This window comes from Azotobacter vinelandii CA (assembly GCF_000380335.1).
Lineage (GTDB): Bacteria > Pseudomonadota > Gammaproteobacteria > Pseudomonadales > Pseudomonadaceae > Azotobacter > Azotobacter vinelandii.
Genome location: NC_021149.1, coordinates 2,323,333 through 2,341,928, shown reverse-complemented (window position 1 = coordinate 2,341,928; position 18,596 = coordinate 2,323,333). Strand labels below are relative to the sequence as shown.

Below are 18,596 nucleotides of genomic sequence, written 5' to 3'. Positions count from 1 at the left end.
GTCCGTACCTCACTGCAGCACGGGCGTCACCACCTCCTTCAAGTCGATGAACTTCCAGTTCGCCTTCTCTCCCAGGCGCGCATTGAAGCGGGTGTTGAAGGTGAATTCGTCCTCGGTATGCAGGCTCAGCGGCCTGCCATAGACGGCTTGCAGCGCCGTCAGGTCGTAGCCCATCAACTGCAGCAGCGTGGGGAAGATGTTGTAGTGGCTGGAACGGTTCCTGTTGCCCGTCAGTTCGCGTTGCCAGTCGAGGCCGCGCAGGCCGTGACCCTGGATCACCACCAGCGGCACCAATCCCTCCTCCACCACCGGATCGCCGCCACAGTGGGTATCGAGCCCGGGGTTGCCGCGCTCGTGCAGGTCCTGGCCATGGTCGGAGGTATAGATCAGCACGGCATTGTCGAGCCTGGCCCGGGCGAAGAGCCGGGCGAAGAACTCGCCGACGTTCCACAGCAGGGTATTTCTGTAGGCGTTGCGGTACCGCCCCCAATCCTCGGCCTGGCCGCCGAAGCCGTCACGCTCGCCGGTATCGGAAATATCGGCGTACCGGCCGCGCGGCAATGCCGGTCGGTAGATCATGAAATCGTCCGGGTACTTGTCGTGCACCGGAAAGTGCGCGCCGACCTTGTTGAGGTAGATCAGCTCGGCCGTATCGTTGCCGAGCAGTTCGATGAGTTTCTGCGCAGCCGCCATGTCGCGGTCGCGTACCGGGATGCCGTCGAACTGGACGAACTCGTCGATTTCCTTTCGCTCGCTCTTGCTCATCAGATTCTGCAAGCGTCCGCCGGTGCGCTGTGCATCGATGTAGACCGTACGCAGCCCGGCCCTCCTGGCGTACTGCCAGATCGAGGGCATGGTCGAATTGATCCGCAGGTAATCGCTGCGCGTGCCCCCGTAACGCAGGGTGACGTTGGTATCGGCGCTGCAGTTGGCGATGGCGGCGGCATAGCCGTAGTTGTAGAGGGTCGCACCGGGAGGCGACTGCCCGAGGTTGGTGCGCACGCCGTGCTCGACATTGATGTCCAGATAGTTGCCGGACACGCTCTCGTCGATGATCAGCACGATATCGTTGCCGATCGCCTGGCCATGGCGCGGCAGGCTTACCGTTTCCCGCGGCCCCACGGTGCTGCTCGCCGCCTCGTAGGCGAACAGGTTGAGGTAGGCCAGCGGCGTATACATCGCCGGCAGACCGCGAGCCCCGACGCCACCGCGCACGAACAGGATGCCCGTCAGCAGCAGCAGAGCGCAGAGTGGCGCCGCGACCAGCGCGATCCCCGGTAGCGGCAGGCGCCGCCGGGGTGCGAGAGCGATGCCGAACAATAACGGCAAGGCTCCGGCGGCACAGACCAGGATACTCGCCCGGTACTGGTACAGGGCCTCGTCGATGAAGCCGCCGGAATAGATCAACGAGACGAAGGTGCCGTAGGTCAGGTACTCGGCGGAGACCTGGGTGTAGACGTCGAAGAACAGCGTGCTGGCGAAGAACAGCAAAGCGAACAGGTAGCGGACCGGGGCCGACCGGATGTGGGCGGTCAGCCACAAGGCAACGAGCAACACGGCGAACATCCCGGCGAACAGCACTACCGGCACGCCGCCCTGCAGCGCCATCAGGCGCTCGCGGTAATAGTCATGCTGGATCAGCAGGTACAGCCCGAGCAGCAACTCCTTCAGGGAAATCGCCATGGCTTCCTTTCCAATCCGCTCCAGCGGCGTCGCCGACATCCTGGAAGGTGCCAATGAGAAGTAACCTGTTCGTAACATTAGCAGCGCGCTCGCGACCTACAAGCGAAGCCCTTCCTACCGCTTCCGGCATCCCGTCGCGGCCTGAGCCAAGCCATTTCGGCAAGCGTGACAACGCCCCAATACAGTGCAATCCCGGATCGTTCGCCTCGTTTTGGCTCGTAACGTCTCCGCAAAGACGCCGGAATTTCCCAAAATAGCAGCCGAACGCAGGCATGGGTATTGCTAAGGATCTGGCACAGGGCAGCCAACGGCGGTTGCCTGTCGAACGACAAAGGCGTCGCATCACCCTCGCTCCGGCGAGTCGTGATGTGGCGCCTTTTGCGTTTCGGCCCCAACGCCCGGGGCGGTGAACGGAGGCCCTCGTGGCCCGCCCTTTTCAACCTGTCATGACTCCGGCCCGGACGCGCGCATCGTCCGTCGATCCAGCGGAGTTGCCTGTCGCCGACGAGGTGTTCGATGAATACGAGTTTCTGGAAGGCTGGCCATACCCCCACGCTGTTCGCCGCATTCCTCTATTTCGACCTGAGCTTCATGGTCTGGTACGTGCTCGGCCCGTTGGGCGTGCAGATCGCCACCGACCTAGGGCTGAGCACTCAACAACGCGCCCTGATGGTCGCCACGCCGATCCTCTCCGGCGCCGTGCTGCGCTTCGTCATGGGCATGCTGGCCGACCGCACTTCGCCGAAGAGCGCCGGCATCCTCGGCCAGGCGATCGTCATCGCCGCCCTGGGGCTGGCCTGGAGCATGGGCATCCACAACTACGAACAGGCGTTGCTGCTCGGCCTGTTCCTCGGCTTCGCCGGCGCCTCCTTCGCCGTGGCCCTGCCGCTGGCCTCGCAGTGGTATCCGCCGCAGCACCAGGGCAAAGCCATGGGCATCGCCGGCGCCGGCAACTCCGGCACCGTGCTCGCCGCGCTCTTCGCTCCCGGTCTGGCCGGCGCATTCGGCTGGAACAATGTGTTCGGCCTGGCGCTGATCCCGCTGGTGCTGACCCTGGTCATCTTCGCCGGTGTCGCCAGGAACGCTCCGGAGCGCCCGCAACCAAAGGCCGTAGCCGACTACCTGAAAGCCCTGGCCGACCGCGACAGCTGGTGGTTCATGCTGTTCTACAGCGTGACTTTCGGCGGCTTCCTCGGCCTGGCCAGCACCCTGCCCGGCTACTTCCACGACCAGTACGGCTTCGATCCGGTGAAAGCCGGCTACTACACCGCCGCCTGCGTGTTCGCCGGCAGCCTGCTGCGTCCGCTCGGCGGCGCCCTGGCCGACCGCATCGGCGGGATTCGCACCCTGCTGGTGATGTATACCCTGGCCGCCCTGTGCATCGCCGTGGTCGGCTTCAACCTGTCCAGCTCCAGCGCCGCGCTGGCCCTGTTCGTGGTCGCCATGCTCAGCCTGGGCGCCGGCAACGGCGCGGTGTTCCAACTGGTGCCACAGCGTTTTCGCAAGGAGATCGGCGTGATGACCGGCCTGATCGGCATGGCCGGCGGTATCGGCGGTTTCGCCCTGACCGCGGGACTCGGCGCCATCAAGCAGTCCACCGGCGACTACCAGATCGGCCTGTGGCTGTTCGCCGCTCTCGGCGTGATCGCCTGGATCGGCCTGCACGGCGTGAAGAAGCGCTGGCGCACCACCTGGGGTAGCGCCGCGGTGACGGCGGCACGGGTCTGAGGCGGCCCCGTCCCCCAACCGACGGCCTCCATGCTCTCCGCCTGGAGGCCTTCTCGTATCCAGCCCCCCGAGCCCGGAGATCGCCCATGACTCTGCAACTCAGCATCGGCGAAGCCAGCGCCGCCGGTCCCCGCCCGGAAAACCAGGATGCCATCCGCGTGGTAACCCCGAATCCGACGCTGGCGGCGAGCAAGGGCTACCTGTTCGCCCTCGCCGATGGCGTCAGCCAGTGCGCCGACGGCGGCCTGGCGGCACGCGCCAGCCTGCAGGCCCTGGCCATGGACTACTACGCCACCCCGGAAACCTGGGCGGTGGCGCAGGCGCTGGATCGCCTGCTGCTGGCGCAGAACCGCTGGCTGCAGGCCAACGGTGGCGGCCAGCCGCTGCTCACCACCCTCACCGCCCTGGTTTTGCGCGGACGACGCTTCACCCTCGCCCATGTCGGCGACTGCCGGGCCTATCGCTGGCGCGACGGACAACTGCAACGGCTGACCGAGGAGCACGTCTGGGAGCAGCCCGGGATGCGCCATGTGCTCAAACGCGCCCTGGGTCTGGACCAGCACCTGCTGGTCGACTACCGGGATGGCGACCTGCAGGAAGCCGATGCCTTCCTGCTGGTCAGCGACGGTGTCTGGGCCACTCTGGGCGACCAGGGTATCCGCCGCATTCTCGTCGACGAGCAGGACAGCTCGGTGGCGAGCCGGGCACTGGTACGCGCCGCCCATCTGGCCGGCAGCCGGGACAATGCCAGCGCCCTGCTGGTGCGCGCCGAACGCCTGCCGGAAGGCTCGCTGGCCGACAGCCTGGCCCGGCTGCAACACTGGCCAGCGCCGCCCGCACTGCGCGAAGGCCAGTCGTTCGAGGGCTGGCGAGTCGATGGCCTGCTGGCGGAGTCGCGCCAATCCCTGGTCTACCGGGTACGCGACAGCCATGAACGACGCTGGTTGCTGAAGACCCTGCCACCGACCCGACACAGCAAGGCCGAAGCCGGCCAGGCCCTGTTGCTGGAGGAATGGTTCCTGCGTCGGGTGGCGAGCCGCTATTTTCCGGAGATCGCGCCCTTGCCGCAGCGCCAACACCTTTACTACGTGCAGCGCGAATACCCGGGCAAAACCCTGGCCGAGCACCTGCAGGCGCACGGCCCGCTGACCCTGGCCCAGTGGCTGGACCTCGCCCCCCGCCTGCTGCGCGCGCTCGGCATGCTGCACCGACGCAACATCCTGCACCGCGACATCAAGCCGGAAAACCTGCTATGGGGCGAGGACGGCGAGCTGCGCCTGCTCGACTTCGGCCTGGCCTACTGCCCGGGACTGTCCCGCGACGAGCCCAACAGCCTGCCGGGCACGCCCAGCCATATCGCGCCGGAAGCCTTCGCCGGCGCCGCGCCCGACGCTCGCCAGGATCTCTACGCCGCCGGCGTCACCCTCTATCTTCTGCTCACCGGCCATTACCCCTATGGTGAGATCGAGGCCTTCCAGCATCCACGCTTCGGTACTCCGCTCCCGGCCAGCCGCTATCGGCCGGACCTGCCCGCCTGGCTCGACGAATGCCTGCAGCGGGCGCTGATCGCCGATCCCGAGCAGCGCTTCGAAACCGCCGAGGAATGGCTGCTCGATCTGGAGCGGGGCGAACGCCGACCCCAGGAACTGCACCCCCGTCCCTGGCTGGAGCGCGAGCCGCTGAAGGTCTGGCGCGGCGTCGCCCTGCTCTCCCTGCTGCTCAACCTGGCTCTGCTCGCCCTGTTGATCGTCCCTGCGCGCCCATGAAACCCCATAAGAGGGCGCACCGAACCAAGACAGTGCAAGCTGGAACGACTCCTTCAGGCCAGCCACCGGGAAATCCCTTGCAAATCAGTCATCCGTGAAACTGGCACAGCCCCTGCATCGAGAAAACCGACAGATCACATAAGCATTGCCTTCAACGTGGAGGGCAGTGTTTCCCGACAGAACGGGAATGGACAAAGGCGTCCTCGCTGGGTAACCGGCGGGACGCCTTTTTTGTTTTCCGCTTTCCGTAACGGAGAAGAGCGATGGAAAAACTCAAGCTGGTGATGATCGGCAACGGCATGGCCGGGGTCCGCACCCTGGAAGAACTGCTCAAGCTCGCCCCGGACCTCTACGAGATCGCGGTGTTCGGCGCCGAACCGCACCCGAACTACAACCGCATCCTGCTCTCTCCGGTGCTGGCCGGCGAACAGACCTTCGAAGAAATCGTTCTCAACGACCTGGACTGGTACCGGGACAACGGCATCGACCTGCGCCTCGGCTGCAAGGTGGTCGACATCGACCGCGAGAATCGCCGGGTCACGGCCTCCGACGGCAGCCAGGCCGAATACGACCGCCTGCTCGTCGCCACCGGTTCCAGCCCTTTCATCCTGCCGATCCCCGGCAAGGATCTGCAGGGCGTGATCGGCTACCGCGACATCGCCGATACCCGGGCGATGATGGAAACCGCCCGCTCCCACCGTCACGCGCTGGTGATCGGTGGCGGCCTGCTCGGCCTGGAAGCGGCCAACGGCCTCAGGCTGCGCGGCATGGAGGTGACCGTGGTACACCTCGGCGACTGGCTGCTCGATCGCCAGCTCGACAGGACCGCCGGCAAACTGCTGCAGAACGCCCTGGAGGCACGCGGCATCAAGTTCCGCCTGAACACCAACACCGCCGCCCTGCTCGACGATGGCCAGGGCCGGGTGGCCAGCGCGCATTTCAGCGACGGCGAAGAATGCCCCGCCGATCTGGTGGTGATGGCCGCCGGCATCCGTCCCAACGTCGAACTGGCCGAACGCGCGGGCCTGGCCTGCGATCGCGGCATCCGGGTCGACGACTACCTGCGGACCGCCGATCCGGCCATCTACGCCGTCGGCGAATGCGCCAATCACCGCGGCATCGCCTACGGCCTGGTGGCCCCGCTGTTCGAGCAGGCCCGGGTCTGCGCCGACCATCTGGCCCGACTCGGCAACGCCCGCTACGAAGGCTCGGTGACCTCCACCAAGCTCAAGGTCACCGGCATCGACCTGTTTTCCGCCGGCGACTTCATGGGCGGGGAAGGCACCGAGACCATCACCTTTTCCGACCCCATCGGCGGCGTCTACAAGAAGCTGGTGGTCAAGGACGACGTGCTGGTCGGCGCCTGCCTGTACGGCGACACCGCCGACGGCGGCTGGTACTTCCGGCAGATCCGCGAGCAGCACAATGTCGCCGAAATCCGCGACCTCCTGATGTTCGGCGAAAACGCCATCGGCGACGCCGGCCATCAGGGCCAGGACAAGGCCATGGCGATGAGCGACGAGATGGAGGTCTGCGGCTGCAACGGTGTGTGCAAGGGCACCATCGTCAAGGCGATCCGGGAAAATGGTCTGCTTTCCGTGGACGAGGTGAAGAAGCACACCAAGGCCGCCAGTTCCTGCGGCTCCTGCGCCAGGCTGGTCGAACAGATTCTGATCAACACCGTCGGCGGCGCCGCGGACGTCAAACCCAAGAGCGAGAAGCCGGTGTGCGGCTGCACCGACCTCAACCACGGCCAGGTACGCCAGGCGATCCGCGAACAGCGTCTGACCGGCATGGGCGAGGCCATGAAGGCCATGGAATGGCGCAGCCCCGATGGCTGCGCCACCTGCCGCCCGGCGCTGAACTACTACCTGATCTCCACCTGGCCGGGCGAGGCCAAGGACGATCCGCAGTCGCGCCTGATCAACGAGCGTGCCCACGCCAACATCCAGAAGGACGGCACCTACTCGGTGGTGCCGCGCATGTGGGGCGGCGTGACCAGCCCCGCCGAGCTGCGGCGCATCGCCGACGTGGCCGAGAAGTACAAGGTGCCGATGGTCAAGGTCACCGGCGGCCAGCGCATCGACCTGCTCGGCGTGAAGAAGGAAGACCTGCCGAACGTGTGGCGCGAGCTGGGCATGCCTTCCGGCCATGCCTACGGCAAATCCATCCGCACCGTGAAGACCTGCGTCGGCAGCGAATTCTGCCGCTTCGGCACCCAGAATTCGACGCAGATGGGTATCGACCTCGAGCATGCGCTGTTCGGCATGTGGTCGCCGCACAAGGTCAAGCTGGCGGTTTCCGGCTGCCCGCGCAACTGCGCCGAGTCGGGCATCAAGGATGTCGGCGTCATCGGCGTGGATTCGGGCTGGGAGATCTACATCGGCGGCAACGGCGGCATCAAGACCGAGGCCGGCGAGTTCTTCGTCAAGGTCGGGAGCGCCGGGGAAGTCATGGAGTACAGCCTGGCCTTCCTCCAGCTCTATCGCGAGGAAGCCTTCTACCTGGAGCGCACCGTGCACTACCTGCACCGCGTCGGCCTGGAGCACATCAGGCAGGCGGTGCTGGAGGACGGGGAACGGCGCAAGGCCCTGCACCAGCGCCTGCTGTTCGCCCTGTCCTTCGAGCAGGACCCGTGGCAGCAGCAGATCGGCAACCCGGCCCTGAAGAAGGAATTCGAACGTATCCCGGTCAGGGAAACGGAAACCGCCTGATCGACCTTGTCCGCCAGCAGGAGCGGCTCCATCCGCAATCGGCACGACGTCCGTCGCGGATGAATTCGCTCCTGCAACCAATCCGCAACGTATTGAGCGAGGAATATCGATGAACTGGCTGGATATCTGTGCCCTGGACGAGATCAACGTGCTCGGCGCGCGCATCGTCGCCGGCCCCAGGGGCGACATCGCCATCTTCCGTACCGCCCGCGACGAGGTTTTCGCTCTCGACGACCGTTGCCCGCACAAAGGCGGTCCGCTGTCGCAGGGACTGATCTACGGCAAGCGCGTGGCCTGCCCGCTGCACAACTGGCAGATCGATCTGGAAAGCGGCGAGGCGCTGGAACCGGATGTCGGCTGCTCGCACAAGTATCCGGTCAAGATCGAGGGCGGGCGCGTACTGCTGGCCCTGAAATCCCTGAAGGACTGCGCCTGAACCCCGCAGGAGCGAGTTCATTCGCGCCCCCCACGCCATCGCGGATGAATCCGCTCGTGCCGACGGAGAAACGACCATGGCCCACCAGACCACCGCCTCCACCTGCTGTTACTGCGGCGTCGGCTGCGGCGTGCTGATCGAGCACGACGGCGAACAGATCACCGGCGTCGCCGGCGACCCGGCACATCCGGCCAATCACGGCCGCCTGTGCAGCAAGGGCTCGACCCTGCACCTGACCGGCGATCTGGCCGCCCGCGCGCTCCATCCCGAACTGCGCTCGGGCAAGGCGCTGCCCCGTGACCGTACCGACTGGGACAATGCGCTGGATCACGCGGCTGCGGTTTTCGCCGAAACCATCCGCGAGCACGGCCCGGACAGCGTGGCCTTCTATATCTCCGGGCAACTCCTGACCGAAGACTACTACGCCTTCAACAAGCTGGCGCGCGCGCTGGTCGGCACCAACAACATCGACAGCAACTCGCGGCTGTGCATGTCCTCGGCGGTGGTCGGCTACAAGCGCAGCCTGGGCGCCGATGCCCCGCCCTGCGCCTACGAGGACGTCGAGCAGAGCCATTGCCTGCTGATCGCCGGCAGCAACATGGCCTACGCCCATCCGGTTCTGTTCCGTCGCCTGGAAGCGGCCAAGGCCCGCCGTCCAGAGATGAAGATCATCGTGGTCGATCCGCGACGCACCGATACCTGTGAGTTGGCTGATCTACACCTGGCGATCTTGCCGGGCACCGATGTGGCGCTGTTCCACGGCATTCTGCACATCCTCTTGTGGGAAGGCTGGATCGACCGCGCCTGGATCGAGGCCCACACCGAGGGCTTCGACGAATTGAAGAAACTGGTGCGCGACTACAGCCCGGCGGCGGTGGCGGATATCTGCGGCATCTCGGTTGGCAGCCTGCAGACCTGCGCCGAGCTGATCGGCAAGGCGCCCAGCTTCCTGTCGCTGTGGTGCATGGGGCTCAACCAGTCCACATCGGGTAGCGCCAAGAACAGTGCGCTGATCAACCTGCACCTGGCCACCGGACAGATCGGCAAGCCCGGCGCCGGCCCCTTCTCGCTGACCGGCCAGCCCAACGCCATGGGCGGCCGCGAGACCGGCAGCCTGGCCAACCTGCTGCCCGGTCACCGCGAAGCCGGCAATGCCGGGCACCGTGCCGAAGTCGCCGACTACTGGCGCATCGACGCTCTGCCGGAAAGCACCGGCCTGACCGCCATCGAGCTGTTCGAGGCCGTGCGCATCGGCCGCATCAAGGCCTTGTGGATCGCCTGCACCAACCCGGCGCAGTCGCTGCCTGACCAGCAGAAGATCCACGAGGCCCTTGCCGCCTGCCCGTTCGTGGTGGTGCAGGAGGCCTACGCCACCACCGAGACCTGTCGCTACGCCGACCTGTTGCTGCCCGCCGCGGGCTGGGGCGAAAAGGAAGGCATGGTGACCAACTCCGAACGGCGCCTCAGCCATGTGCGCCGGGCCGTGCCGGCACCGGGCGAGGCGCGGGCGGACTGGGCGATCGTCTGCGACTTCGCCCGTCGCCTGGAAAAACACCTGCGCCCCGGCCGACCCAGCCTGTTCGAGTTCGCCGACCCGGCCGCGCTGTTCGATGAATACAAACAACTGACCGCCGGTCGCGACCTCGACCTGTCCGGTCTGAGCCACGCCCTGATCGACGAACTCGGTCCCCAGCAATGGCCTTTCCCGACTGGCGCCAGCCGCGGCACGCCACGCTTGTATGCCGATGGAGTATTCCCCACCGCCAGCGGCCGTGCCCACCTCCATGCCGATCCGTACCGGGCGCCGCAGGAAAGGCGCGAAGCGCGCTATCCCCTGATCCTCAATACCGGCCGTCTGCGCGACCAGTGGCACGGCATGAGCCGTACCGGTACCGTTGCCCGCCTGTTCGGTCACGTCGAGGAGGCCGTCCTCGGCCTGCATCCGGACGAACTGCGCCGTCGGCGCCTGGCCGGCGGCGACCTGGCCAGGCTGCGCAGCCGCCGCGGCAGCCTGATCCTGCCGGTGCAAGCCGACGAATCCATACGTCCCGGCCAGGCCTTTCTGCCGATGCACTGGGGCGACCGCTTCCTCAAGGGCCTGGGCACCAACGTGCTGACCCTGCCGGCCTGCGACCCGCTATCCAAGCAGCCGGAGCTCAAGCATGCCGGCGTCGAGGTGGAGAAGGTCGAGCTGCCGTGGCAACTGTTCGCCCTGGTCGAGGGCGACGTCCAACAGCGCTTCGCCGAGCTGCGCCCACTGCTGGACGGATTCGCCTACGCCAGCCTGACCCTGGCCGGCCGCGAGCGCCCGGCCCTGCTGGTCAAGGCCGCCAGCGCCGTGCCGCCGGAGAGCGGCCTGCTGGCGCGCATCGACGTTCTGCTCGGCCTCGACGAGGGGCCGATACTGGCCTACGACGACCCTGGCCGCAGCGTGGGCAAGCGCGTGCGCATCGAGAACGGGCGCATCACCGCGCTGCGCCTGGCCGGCGAAACCGCCGCACGCGACTGGCTCAAGGCGCTGTGGAACGAAGGCCGAACCGATGCCGAACTGCGCCGCTGGATGCTCGCTCCGCTCGGCGGCCCCCTGGGCAGCGACGGGGCGATCAAGGATAGGACGGTATGCAGTTGCATGAACGTCGGCGAGGCGGCGATTCGTGCCGGTATCGAGCGCGGCCTCGATCTCGATGGCCTCAAGCAGGAACTCGGGTGCGGTACCGGCTGCGGCTCCTGTGTACCGGAAATCAGGCGGCTGCTGGCTCGCCCCATGACGGCGAATAGCTGAATCCGGGACGGAAGAGCGCACAACGCTTTCCAGAACAGACACTTCCGGGTGGGTGCGCCATGGCGGTTACCCATCCTCCAAAGCGATAGAGGTGGAACATGAGCGCAAAAGTCTGGCTGATCGGTGCCGGCCCCGGCGATCCCGAATTGCTGACGCTCAAGGCCGTGCGTGCCCTGGGCGAGGCGGAGGTGGTGCTGATCGACGACCTGGTCAATCCGGCGGTGCTCGAGCACTGCCCGCAGGCCCGGGTGATCGGCGTGGGCAAGCGCGGCGGCTGCCGCTCCACGCCACAGGATTTCATCCACCGCCTGATGCTGCGCTATGCCCGCCAGGGAAAATGCGTGGCGCGCCTGAAGGGCGGCGATCCCTGCATCTTCGGCCGTGGCAGCGAAGAGGCAGACTGGCTGGCGAGCCACGGCATCGCCACGGAAATCGTCAACGGCATCACGGCGGGCCTGGCCGGCGCCACCCAATGCGGCATTCCACTGACCCTGCGCGGCGTGGCGCGTGGCGTGACCCTGGTCACGGCCCACACCCAGGACGACAGCAGCCTGAACTGGCAGGCGCTGGCCCGGAGCGGCACCACCCTGGTGGTCTACATGGGCGTGGCCAAGCTGGCCGAGATACGCGATGGCCTGCTGGCAGGCGGCATGCGTGCAGACATGCCGGTGGCGATGATCGAAAACGCCTCGTTGCCGCAGCAACGCGAATGCCGCAGCAGCCTCGGCGCCATGCAATGGGACGCTGCGGCCTTCAGCCTGAGAAGCCCGGCGATTCTGGTGATCGGCGAAGTCGCCGCCGTCGCCCAAGCGCAGCTCATGGCCCGTACGGCCTGAACCCTCCTCCTCGTAACGGCGGGGCTCCAAGCCTGCCGGCCCGGACTCTCCGAGCCCGTCCCTGGAAAAAGAAAAACCCGGCAAAGCCGGGTTTTTCCTGAAGCACCTGCCAATTACTGGGCTTGGGCTTCCACTTCCGCTTCCACGCGACGGTTGATAGCGCGACCGGACTCGGTAGCGTTGTCGGCCACCGGACGGGATTCGCCGTAACCGACGGAATCTACGCGGCTGCCTTGCACGCCATACTCGTTGACCAGAACATCACGCACCGCATTGGCACGGCGCTCGGACAGCTTCTGGTTGTAGGCATCCGTACCGACGGAGTCGGTGTGACCTTCCACGGTAGTGTTGGTCTGCGGATACTGCTTCATGAAGTCGGCCAGGTTCTTGATGTCGGCATAGCTTTCTTCCTTGACCTGCGCCTTGTCGAAGTCGAACTTGACGTCCAGCTCGACACGCACCACCTCGGCGACGGCGGTGCAGCCCTCGGCATTCACGGTGGTGTTGGCGGGAGTATCCGGGCAGCGGTCGACATTGTCGCAGACGCCATCGTTGTCGACGTCGGCACAGACCTCGGCAACCGGCTCCGCAACGGGTTGCTGCTTCCCGCCGCTGCCACCGAAGTTCAGACCGATACCCACGCCAGCCTGCCAGTCGGTCTGATCATCGTCGAAGTTGTACATGCCTTCGAGACCGGCCCGGGCGTAAAGCATGTCGGTGAAGTAGTACTTCAGACCGGCGCCGACGTTGGCCAGGGTGCTGTTGTTACGGCCGCCACGGGCCTGGCCGATGCTCTGGTGGGCGAAGCCGCCGGAAACGTAGGGACGAAGGCCTGCGCCGGGCTCGCCGAAGTGATAGAGGGCATCGATGGAGGTCAGTTCACCCTTGATGTCCTTGTGCCCGCCGTCGCCAATCGGCTCATCGGTAGTGACGTCCCTGTAAACGCCATGCGACAAGACCAGCTCCACATCATCGGTCAAAAAATAACCGATCGATGCACCATAGAGTTCGGCTTCATCGTTTTCGAAGTCGCGCGAACTCTCATCGCTGAACCAGTGCTTGGCGAAAGCTTCCACCTCAACTGCGCCCTGGCCCTGAGCCAGCGCGCTGATCGAAGATGCGGCGACCATCGAGCCAATAATGGCGCCCAAGGTGTTTTTCAGTTTCATCCGTATTTCCCCATCGTGCGTGGTATGTGACGGTAAGACAATCTCAAACTTGTTTTTCAACCACATAATAATGGCTGAGATCGCTATTCGTTAAGAGGCTAGCTGTCAAGCTAAGGTTCAGCAAGCCCTGAAAATTTTTCCCGTAGCCGGTCTAAAGCACGCTTGTAGCGCATTTTAGTGGCACTGAGCCCCATATCCATAATGTCGGCGATTTCCTGGAACTCCAGCTCCGCGACAAAGCGCAACACCAAAATCTCCCGGTCGATCGGATTGACATGCACCAACCAGCGGTCCAAGCCACCTCGCTCTTCCAGTTTCGGTGCCCTTTCCTCCGAAGCCTCTTCTTGGGGATCGAGACTCAGGGCATCCATTAGACGCCGTTTTCGCCGTTCTTTTCGGTATTGAGTAATACATTCGTTGTATGTGATGCTGTAAAGCCAAGTCTTGAATTTCGACTTGCCCTCGAAGTTCTTCAAACCATAGAGAACCTTGAGCATGACCTCTTGACAGACGTCGTCGGCGTCCCGTTCGTTACCCAGGTACCTGGCGCAGACGTTGAACAATATACGCTGATAGCGCTGCATCAGCTCCGCATAAGCGCGGGTGATGTGAAAAAGCTCGGCATGTGCACGCTCGACCAGTTCCTCGTCGGACAGTTCCTTAGGATCGTATCGCAAAGGAAGTGAGTGGTCTGTGTTCAAGACAAGAAAGGCTGGCAGTCGGGTCACGGCCGCCAAAGCCCAGACCTCGGGTTCGAATTGGCGACATAGATTACCAGATCTTCGCCTTAACGGGTGCTAACGTGTTCATCCAGCAGGGAACGGTTGGCCAACGAGACCAACTCGCCCTCGGTGGTCAGCAAAACCGTCTTGACCGTACCGATCTCTTCGATGCGCCCTTCGAGGTCGCCGATCCTGATTGCCTGCCCTACCCGGTAGAGTTCGCGGACATAGATGCCGGCGATGATCTGACCGGCCACTTCGCGGCTGCCTAGGCCCAGTGCCAGGGCAACCGCCACTCCCGCGGAAATCAGCACGATGGCCACGACCGTATTGAGCAGATCCGTCTTGATCTCCAGTTGCCCGATCGCCACGGAAATGCTGATGATGATCACCAGCCCCTGAACGACACGCCCTAGTCCGCTGGCGTAATCGAGCCCCACGCCTTCGGCCGCCCCACGAACCAGGCCATTGACCAATTGCGCCAGCAGCAGCCCGGCGAGCAGGATCAACGCCGCCCCGAAGACCTTGGGCAGATAGAGCGCCAGCACGTCCAGGGTTGCGGAAACGCGGGCCAGCCCTAGGGATTCGGCAGCCGAGACCATGAATACGAGCAACACGAACCAGTAAACGATCTTGCCGACCAGGGTCGAAACAGGTACCTGAATGCCAACGCGGACCAGCAGCCGGGTCAGCCCGATACCCGACATCAGACGATCCAACCCCACCTTCGCCAGCAGTTTGGAAAGCAACGTATCGAGCAGCCTGGCCACGACGAAGCCCAGCAGTACCACGATCAGGGCGACGAACAGATTGGGAATGAAGCTGGTTACCTTGAACCAAAGTGCCTTCATCACAGCAACCAGGCTTTGAGTCCAGAGATCGAGTTCCATTTCAGTCAGCCTTGTCTGCAGAAGAATCGGAAGTGCCACCACGGGAGACCGGCATGATATGAGGCGATCCATTGTTCAGACCGATCATCAGCGCTTCGAACCAGTGTCCCAGCAAGGCGAACAGGTCGCTCGCCCCCGCCTGGCGGTTGGCGGCTTTCAGGACGCGTCCCAGCGCAGCATCGTCATCGTGGCTGAGCGCCGAAGACTTGAGCAGATCACGTAGGGATTCTTCGAATGGATCGTGCATGCGTGCCTCTCCGGATGTAACGCCTAGACGAGATTATTCGCCGGCAGGTCACATCTGTGCACCCAACGCCGAGCGATCCACATCGCCGTGGGATGACGGATATCGGCAGCGGGAAAAGCGGGTGGCCCGGTCACTCTTGCATTCGCACAAGGTCGGGCCAACCCCGCCAAGAGGCGGATGGCGGCCCGGAGCCGGGATTATTCCGGCATTTTCAGAGGCTGTGGAGACACGATGATGCCATTGTTGTCGGCATACAGGTACTCGCCTGGCCGGAAAGTGACGCCACCGAAAGTCACCGGAACGTTCAGATCGCCGATGCCCCGCTTGTCGGTCTTCATGGGATGGGTAGCCAAGGCCTGGACTCCCAGGTCGGTCTGGGCAATCACGTCCACATCACGGATGCAACCGTAGACGACCAGTCCTTCCCAACCATTGCGGGCAGCCTTTTCAGCGAGCATGTCGCCCAGCAAGGCACGACGCAACGAACCGCCGCCATCCACCACGAGCACTTTGCCCTTGCCATCGGTGTCGACCTGGTCCTTGACCAGCGAATTGTCTTCGAAACACTTGATGGTGACGATTTCGCCGCCGAAGGAATCGCGACCGCCAAAATTGCTGAACATCGGCTCGACCACTTGCACCAGCTCGGGATAGGCGTCGCACAGATCCGGGGTGACGTATTGCATGGCAAAACTCCTCTGGAGAAGTAACACAGGTAGATGAGCGCCTCTCGGCCCGTGCCCGAAGGCCTGGAAAGCCGGAAAGGCTCGGCGATGCCGAATGAATATGGTCTCGTCATGGCCGAGCGTTGCACGACGCCGATTCCGGACAATTTCCAGTCGGCACCTGGCCACTGGAAATCACCCCGTATCGACGGCAACGCATTATCCTGTCGCTCAAGCCGCATCCTGCGAACCAGCCCCTGGCTTATCAGCAATACGGAGTCGCCGTCGGCAGCCCGACAGGAACAGGCTCGTCCTCTGTGTGCCCCGGAAACTCGCCGACAACGCCCTTGTACAGATGCGACGACCGCTCAAGTGCAATATGGCGCCTCCGTCGACGACAAGACGATCGCAGGCGAATTTGGTCGAACATCTTAGCGACAAGGCTGCTCCGGCGAAATGCCGGACCGGGCGGGAAAGGACCCGACACGGAACGACATACGTCGAATATACAAATCCACAAGCGGAAAAAGGCGGGACGCTGCCCGCCTTTTTCCGTTTCCCTCGTCGGCTCATTCCGGAATCAGTTGCCCAACCCTTCCGCCAGGAAGAACCAGGTATCCAGTACCGAATCGGGATTCAACGAGACACTGTCGATACCCTGATCCATCAGCCACTTGGCCAGATCCGGATGATCCGACGGTCCCTGACCACAGATGCCGATGTACTTGCCGGCCTTGTTGCAGGCCTGGATGGCGCTGGACAGCAACTTCTTCACGGCAGCGTTCCGCTCGTCGAACAGGTGGGCGACGATCCCCGAATCGCGATCCAGCCCCAGGGTCAGTTGGGTTAGGTCGTTGGAGCCGATGGAGAAGCCGTCGAAATACTCGAGGAACTCCTCGGCCAGCAGCGCGTTGGAGGGCAGCTCGCACATCATGATCACGCGCAGGCCATTCTCGCCACGCTTGAGGCCATGGCTGCCGAGCAGGTCGATGACCTGGCTGGCCTCGCCCGGCGTGCGCACGAAGGGAATCATGATCTCGACGTTGGCCAGCCCCATCTCGTTGCGCACCTTCTTGATCGCCCGGCATTCCAGCTCGAAGCAATCGCGGAAGGACTCGCTGATGTAGCGCGAGGCGCCACGGAAGCCGAGCATCGGGTTCTCTTCCTCCGGCTCGTAGAGCTTGCCGCCGATCAGGTTGGCGTATTCGTTGGACTTGAAGTCGGACATGCGCACGATGACCTTCTTCGGCCAGAAGGCGGCGGCCAGGGTGCTGATGCCCTCGACCAGCTTCTCGACATAGAAGCCGACCGGATCGCCATAACCGGCGATACGCTTCTCGACGCTACCCTTGATTTCCGGCGGCAGGCCGGCGAAGTTCAGCAATGCCTTGGGGTGTACGCCGATCATGCGGTTGATGATGAACTCCAGGCGGGCCAGGCCGACACCCTCGTTCGGCAATTGGGCGAAGTCGAAGGCCCGGTCCGGATTGCCGACGTTCATCATGATCTTGAACGGCAGATGCGGCATGGCATCAATGGAGTTCTTGCGGATATCGAAGCCCAGTTCGCCTTCGAAGATATAGCCGGTATCGCCTTCGGCGCAGGAAACGGTCACGCCCTGGCCATCCCGCAACACGGTGGTGGCATTGCCGCAGCCGACGACCGCCGGGATACCCAGTTCGCGGGCGATGATCGCCGCATGGCAGGTACGCCCGCCACGGTTGGTGACGATGGCGCTGGCGCGCTTCATGATCGGTTCCCAGTCCGGGTCGGTCATGTCGGAAACCAGTACGTCGCCCGGCTGGACCTTGTCCATTTCGGCGATGTCATGGATCACCTTGACCGGGCCGGCGCCGATCCGCTGGCCGATGGCACGCCCCTCGACCAGGATGTTGCCCTTCTCCTTGAGCAGGTAACGCTCCATCACGGTGGCGCTGTCGCGGCTTTTCACCGTTTCCGGACGCGCCTGGACGACATAGAGCCTGCCGTCGTCGCCGTCCTTGGCCCATTCGATGTCCATCGGCCGCCCGTAGTGCTTCTCGATGATCAAGGCCTGCTTGGCCAGCTCGCTGACCTCGACATCGCTGATGCAGAAGCGGGCGCGATCCGCGCCGCTCACCTCGACGGTCTTCACCGACTTGCCGGCCCGGGCTTCCTCGCCATAGATCATCTTGATCGCCTTGCTGCCCAGGTTGCGGCGCAGGATGGCGGGACGTCCGGCTTCGAGGGTCGACTTGTGGACATAGAACTCGTCGGGGTTCACCGCGCCCTGCACCACGGTTTCGCCGAGACCGTAGGCGCCGGTGACGAATACGACATCCCGGAAGCCGGACTCGGTGTCCAGAGTGAACATCACCCCGGCGGTACCGGTCTCCGAACGCACCATGCGCTGCACACCGGCGGACAGGGCGACCAGCTTGTGATCGAACCCCTGGTGGACCCGATAGGCGATGGCCCTGTCGTTGAACAGAGAAGCGAAGACCTCCTTGACCGCGCGGATCACGTTGTCCACGCCACGGATGTTGAGAAAGGTCTCCTGCTGACCGGCAAAGGAGGCGTCGGGCAGATCCTCCGCCGTGGCGGAAGAGCGTACCGCCACGGCCAGGTGCTCGTTGCCGCCCGCCATTTCGGCGAAGGCCTTGCGGACATCGGCGTCGAGCTGGGCAGGCAGGTCGGCTTCCATCACCCACTGGCGAATCTGCGCACCGGTTTTGGCCAGTGCATTCACATCATCCACATCCAGTACGTCGAGTGCGGCATGGATACGATTATTCAGGCCGCTTTGCTCGAGGAAGTCACGGTAGGCCTGGGCTGTGGTGGCAAAGCCCCCGGGAACGGATACACCGGCACCGGACAGGTTGCTGATCATTTCGCCCAGGGATGCGTTTTTGCCCCCTACTCGCTCCACATCGTGGACGCCGAGCTTGTCAAGGGAAACTACGTACTCTACCAAGATGA

Annotated in this window: 13 protein-coding genes; 6 read left to right on the top strand and 7 right to left on the bottom strand. The window is 64.3% G+C overall.

Annotated features, from left to right (window positions below):
- Nucleotides 1-9: 9 nt before the first annotated feature.
- On the bottom strand, nt 10-1,683 hold the full coding sequence (locus tag AVCA_RS10650) for a sulfatase-like hydrolase/transferase (RefSeq protein WP_012700926.1): 1,674 nt from the start codon (nt 1,681-1,683) through the stop codon (nt 10-12).
- Between the two features lie 516 nt (nt 1,684-2,199).
- Here AVCA_RS10650 and AVCA_RS10645 point away from each other — a divergent pair.
- From AVCA_RS10645 to cobA, 6 genes are all read left to right on the top strand, one after another.
- Complete coding sequence (locus AVCA_RS10645) at nt 2,200-3,411, top strand: nitrate/nitrite transporter (protein ID WP_012700925.1); 1,212 nt, start codon at nt 2,200-2,202, stop codon at nt 3,409-3,411.
- Between the two features lie 86 nt (nt 3,412-3,497).
- Entirely contained in the window at nt 3,498-5,177 is a 1,680-nt protein-coding gene (locus AVCA_RS10640) for a bifunctional protein-serine/threonine kinase/phosphatase (protein ID WP_012700924.1), read from the top strand.
- Nucleotides 5,178-5,440: 263 nt separating this feature from the next.
- Nucleotides 5,441-7,891 (top strand): nitrite reductase large subunit NirB, encoded by a 2,451-nt coding sequence (gene nirB / locus AVCA_RS10635; RefSeq protein ID WP_012700923.1) that lies wholly within the window; start codon nt 5,441-5,443, stop codon nt 7,889-7,891.
- 109 nt (nt 7,892-8,000) lie between these two features.
- Complete coding sequence (gene nirD, locus AVCA_RS10630) at nt 8,001-8,327, top strand: nitrite reductase small subunit NirD (protein WP_012700922.1); 327 nt, start codon at nt 8,001-8,003, stop codon at nt 8,325-8,327.
- 76 nt (nt 8,328-8,403) lie between these two features.
- Nucleotides 8,404-11,109 (top strand): nitrate reductase, encoded by a 2,706-nt coding sequence (locus AVCA_RS10625; RefSeq protein WP_012700921.1) that lies wholly within the window; start codon nt 8,404-8,406, stop codon nt 11,107-11,109.
- Nucleotides 11,110-11,207: 98 nt separating this feature from the next.
- Nucleotides 11,208-11,945, top strand: a complete 738-nt coding sequence (gene cobA / locus AVCA_RS10620; protein WP_012700920.1) for a uroporphyrinogen-III C-methyltransferase — start codon at nt 11,208-11,210, stop codon at nt 11,943-11,945.
- Nucleotides 11,946-12,058: 113 nt separating this feature from the next.
- Here the strand turns inward: cobA and AVCA_RS10615 are convergent, their stop codons facing one another.
- The 6 genes from AVCA_RS10615 to ppsA all read right to left on the bottom strand — a co-directional run bounded on the left by AVCA_RS10615 (nt 12,059) and on the right by ppsA (nt 18,591).
- Nucleotides 12,059-13,114, bottom strand: a complete 1,056-nt coding sequence (locus tag AVCA_RS10615) for an OmpA family protein (protein WP_012700919.1) — start codon at nt 13,112-13,114, stop codon at nt 12,059-12,061.
- Between the two features lie 110 nt (nt 13,115-13,224).
- Complete coding sequence (sigX, locus tag AVCA_RS10610; protein WP_041807537.1) at nt 13,225-13,815, bottom strand: RNA polymerase sigma factor SigX; 591 nt, start codon at nt 13,813-13,815, stop codon at nt 13,225-13,227.
- A gap of 86 nt (nt 13,816-13,901) precedes the next feature.
- The gene (locus tag AVCA_RS10605) at nt 13,902-14,726 is read right to left on the bottom strand and encodes a mechanosensitive ion channel family protein (RefSeq protein WP_012700917.1); all 825 of its coding nucleotides are present in this window, start codon (nt 14,724-14,726) and stop codon (nt 13,902-13,904) included.
- Between the two features lies 1 nt (nt 14,727).
- Nucleotides 14,728-14,973: a hypothetical protein gene (locus AVCA_RS10600; RefSeq protein WP_012700916.1), complete on the bottom strand. Its 246-nt coding sequence runs from the start codon at nt 14,971-14,973 to the stop codon at nt 14,728-14,730.
- Nucleotides 14,974-15,170: 197 nt separating this feature from the next.
- On the bottom strand, nt 15,171-15,659 hold the full coding sequence (rraA, locus tag AVCA_RS10595) for a ribonuclease E activity regulator RraA (RefSeq protein ID WP_012700915.1): 489 nt from the start codon (nt 15,657-15,659) through the stop codon (nt 15,171-15,173).
- A gap of 559 nt (nt 15,660-16,218) precedes the next feature.
- The gene (ppsA, locus tag AVCA_RS10590) at nt 16,219-18,591 is read right to left on the bottom strand and encodes a phosphoenolpyruvate synthase (RefSeq protein ID WP_012700914.1); all 2,373 of its coding nucleotides are present in this window, start codon (nt 18,589-18,591) and stop codon (nt 16,219-16,221) included.
- Nucleotides 18,592-18,596: the final 5 nt, after the last annotated feature.

Excerpts from the sequence above, each read along its gene's own strand:
- AVCA_RS10650 (WP_012700926.1), bottom strand. The coding sequence starts at position 1,683 with ATGGCGATTTCCCTGAAGGAGTTGCTGCTCGGGCTGTACCTGCTGATC.
- AVCA_RS10645 (WP_012700925.1), top strand. The coding sequence starts at position 2,200 with ATGAATACGAGTTTCTGGAAGGCTGGCCATACCCCCACGCTGTTCGCC.
- AVCA_RS10640 (WP_012700924.1), top strand. The coding sequence starts at position 3,498 with ATGACTCTGCAACTCAGCATCGGCGAAGCCAGCGCCGCCGGTCCCCGC.
- nirB (WP_012700923.1), top strand. The coding sequence starts at position 5,441 with ATGGAAAAACTCAAGCTGGTGATGATCGGCAACGGCATGGCCGGGGTC.
- nirD (WP_012700922.1), top strand. The coding sequence starts at position 8,001 with ATGAACTGGCTGGATATCTGTGCCCTGGACGAGATCAACGTGCTCGGC.
- AVCA_RS10625 (WP_012700921.1), top strand. The coding sequence starts at position 8,404 with ATGGCCCACCAGACCACCGCCTCCACCTGCTGTTACTGCGGCGTCGGC.
- cobA (WP_012700920.1), top strand. The coding sequence starts at position 11,208 with ATGAGCGCAAAAGTCTGGCTGATCGGTGCCGGCCCCGGCGATCCCGAA.
- AVCA_RS10615 (WP_012700919.1), bottom strand. The coding sequence starts at position 13,114 with ATGAAACTGAAAAACACCTTGGGCGCCATTATTGGCTCGATGGTCGCC.
- AVCA_RS10605 (WP_012700917.1), bottom strand. The coding sequence starts at position 14,726 with ATGGAACTCGATCTCTGGACTCAAAGCCTGGTTGCTGTGATGAAGGCA.
- AVCA_RS10600 (WP_012700916.1), bottom strand. The coding sequence starts at position 14,973 with ATGCACGATCCATTCGAAGAATCCCTACGTGATCTGCTCAAGTCTTCG.
- rraA (WP_012700915.1), bottom strand. The coding sequence starts at position 15,659 with ATGCAATACGTCACCCCGGATCTGTGCGACGCCTATCCCGAGCTGGTG.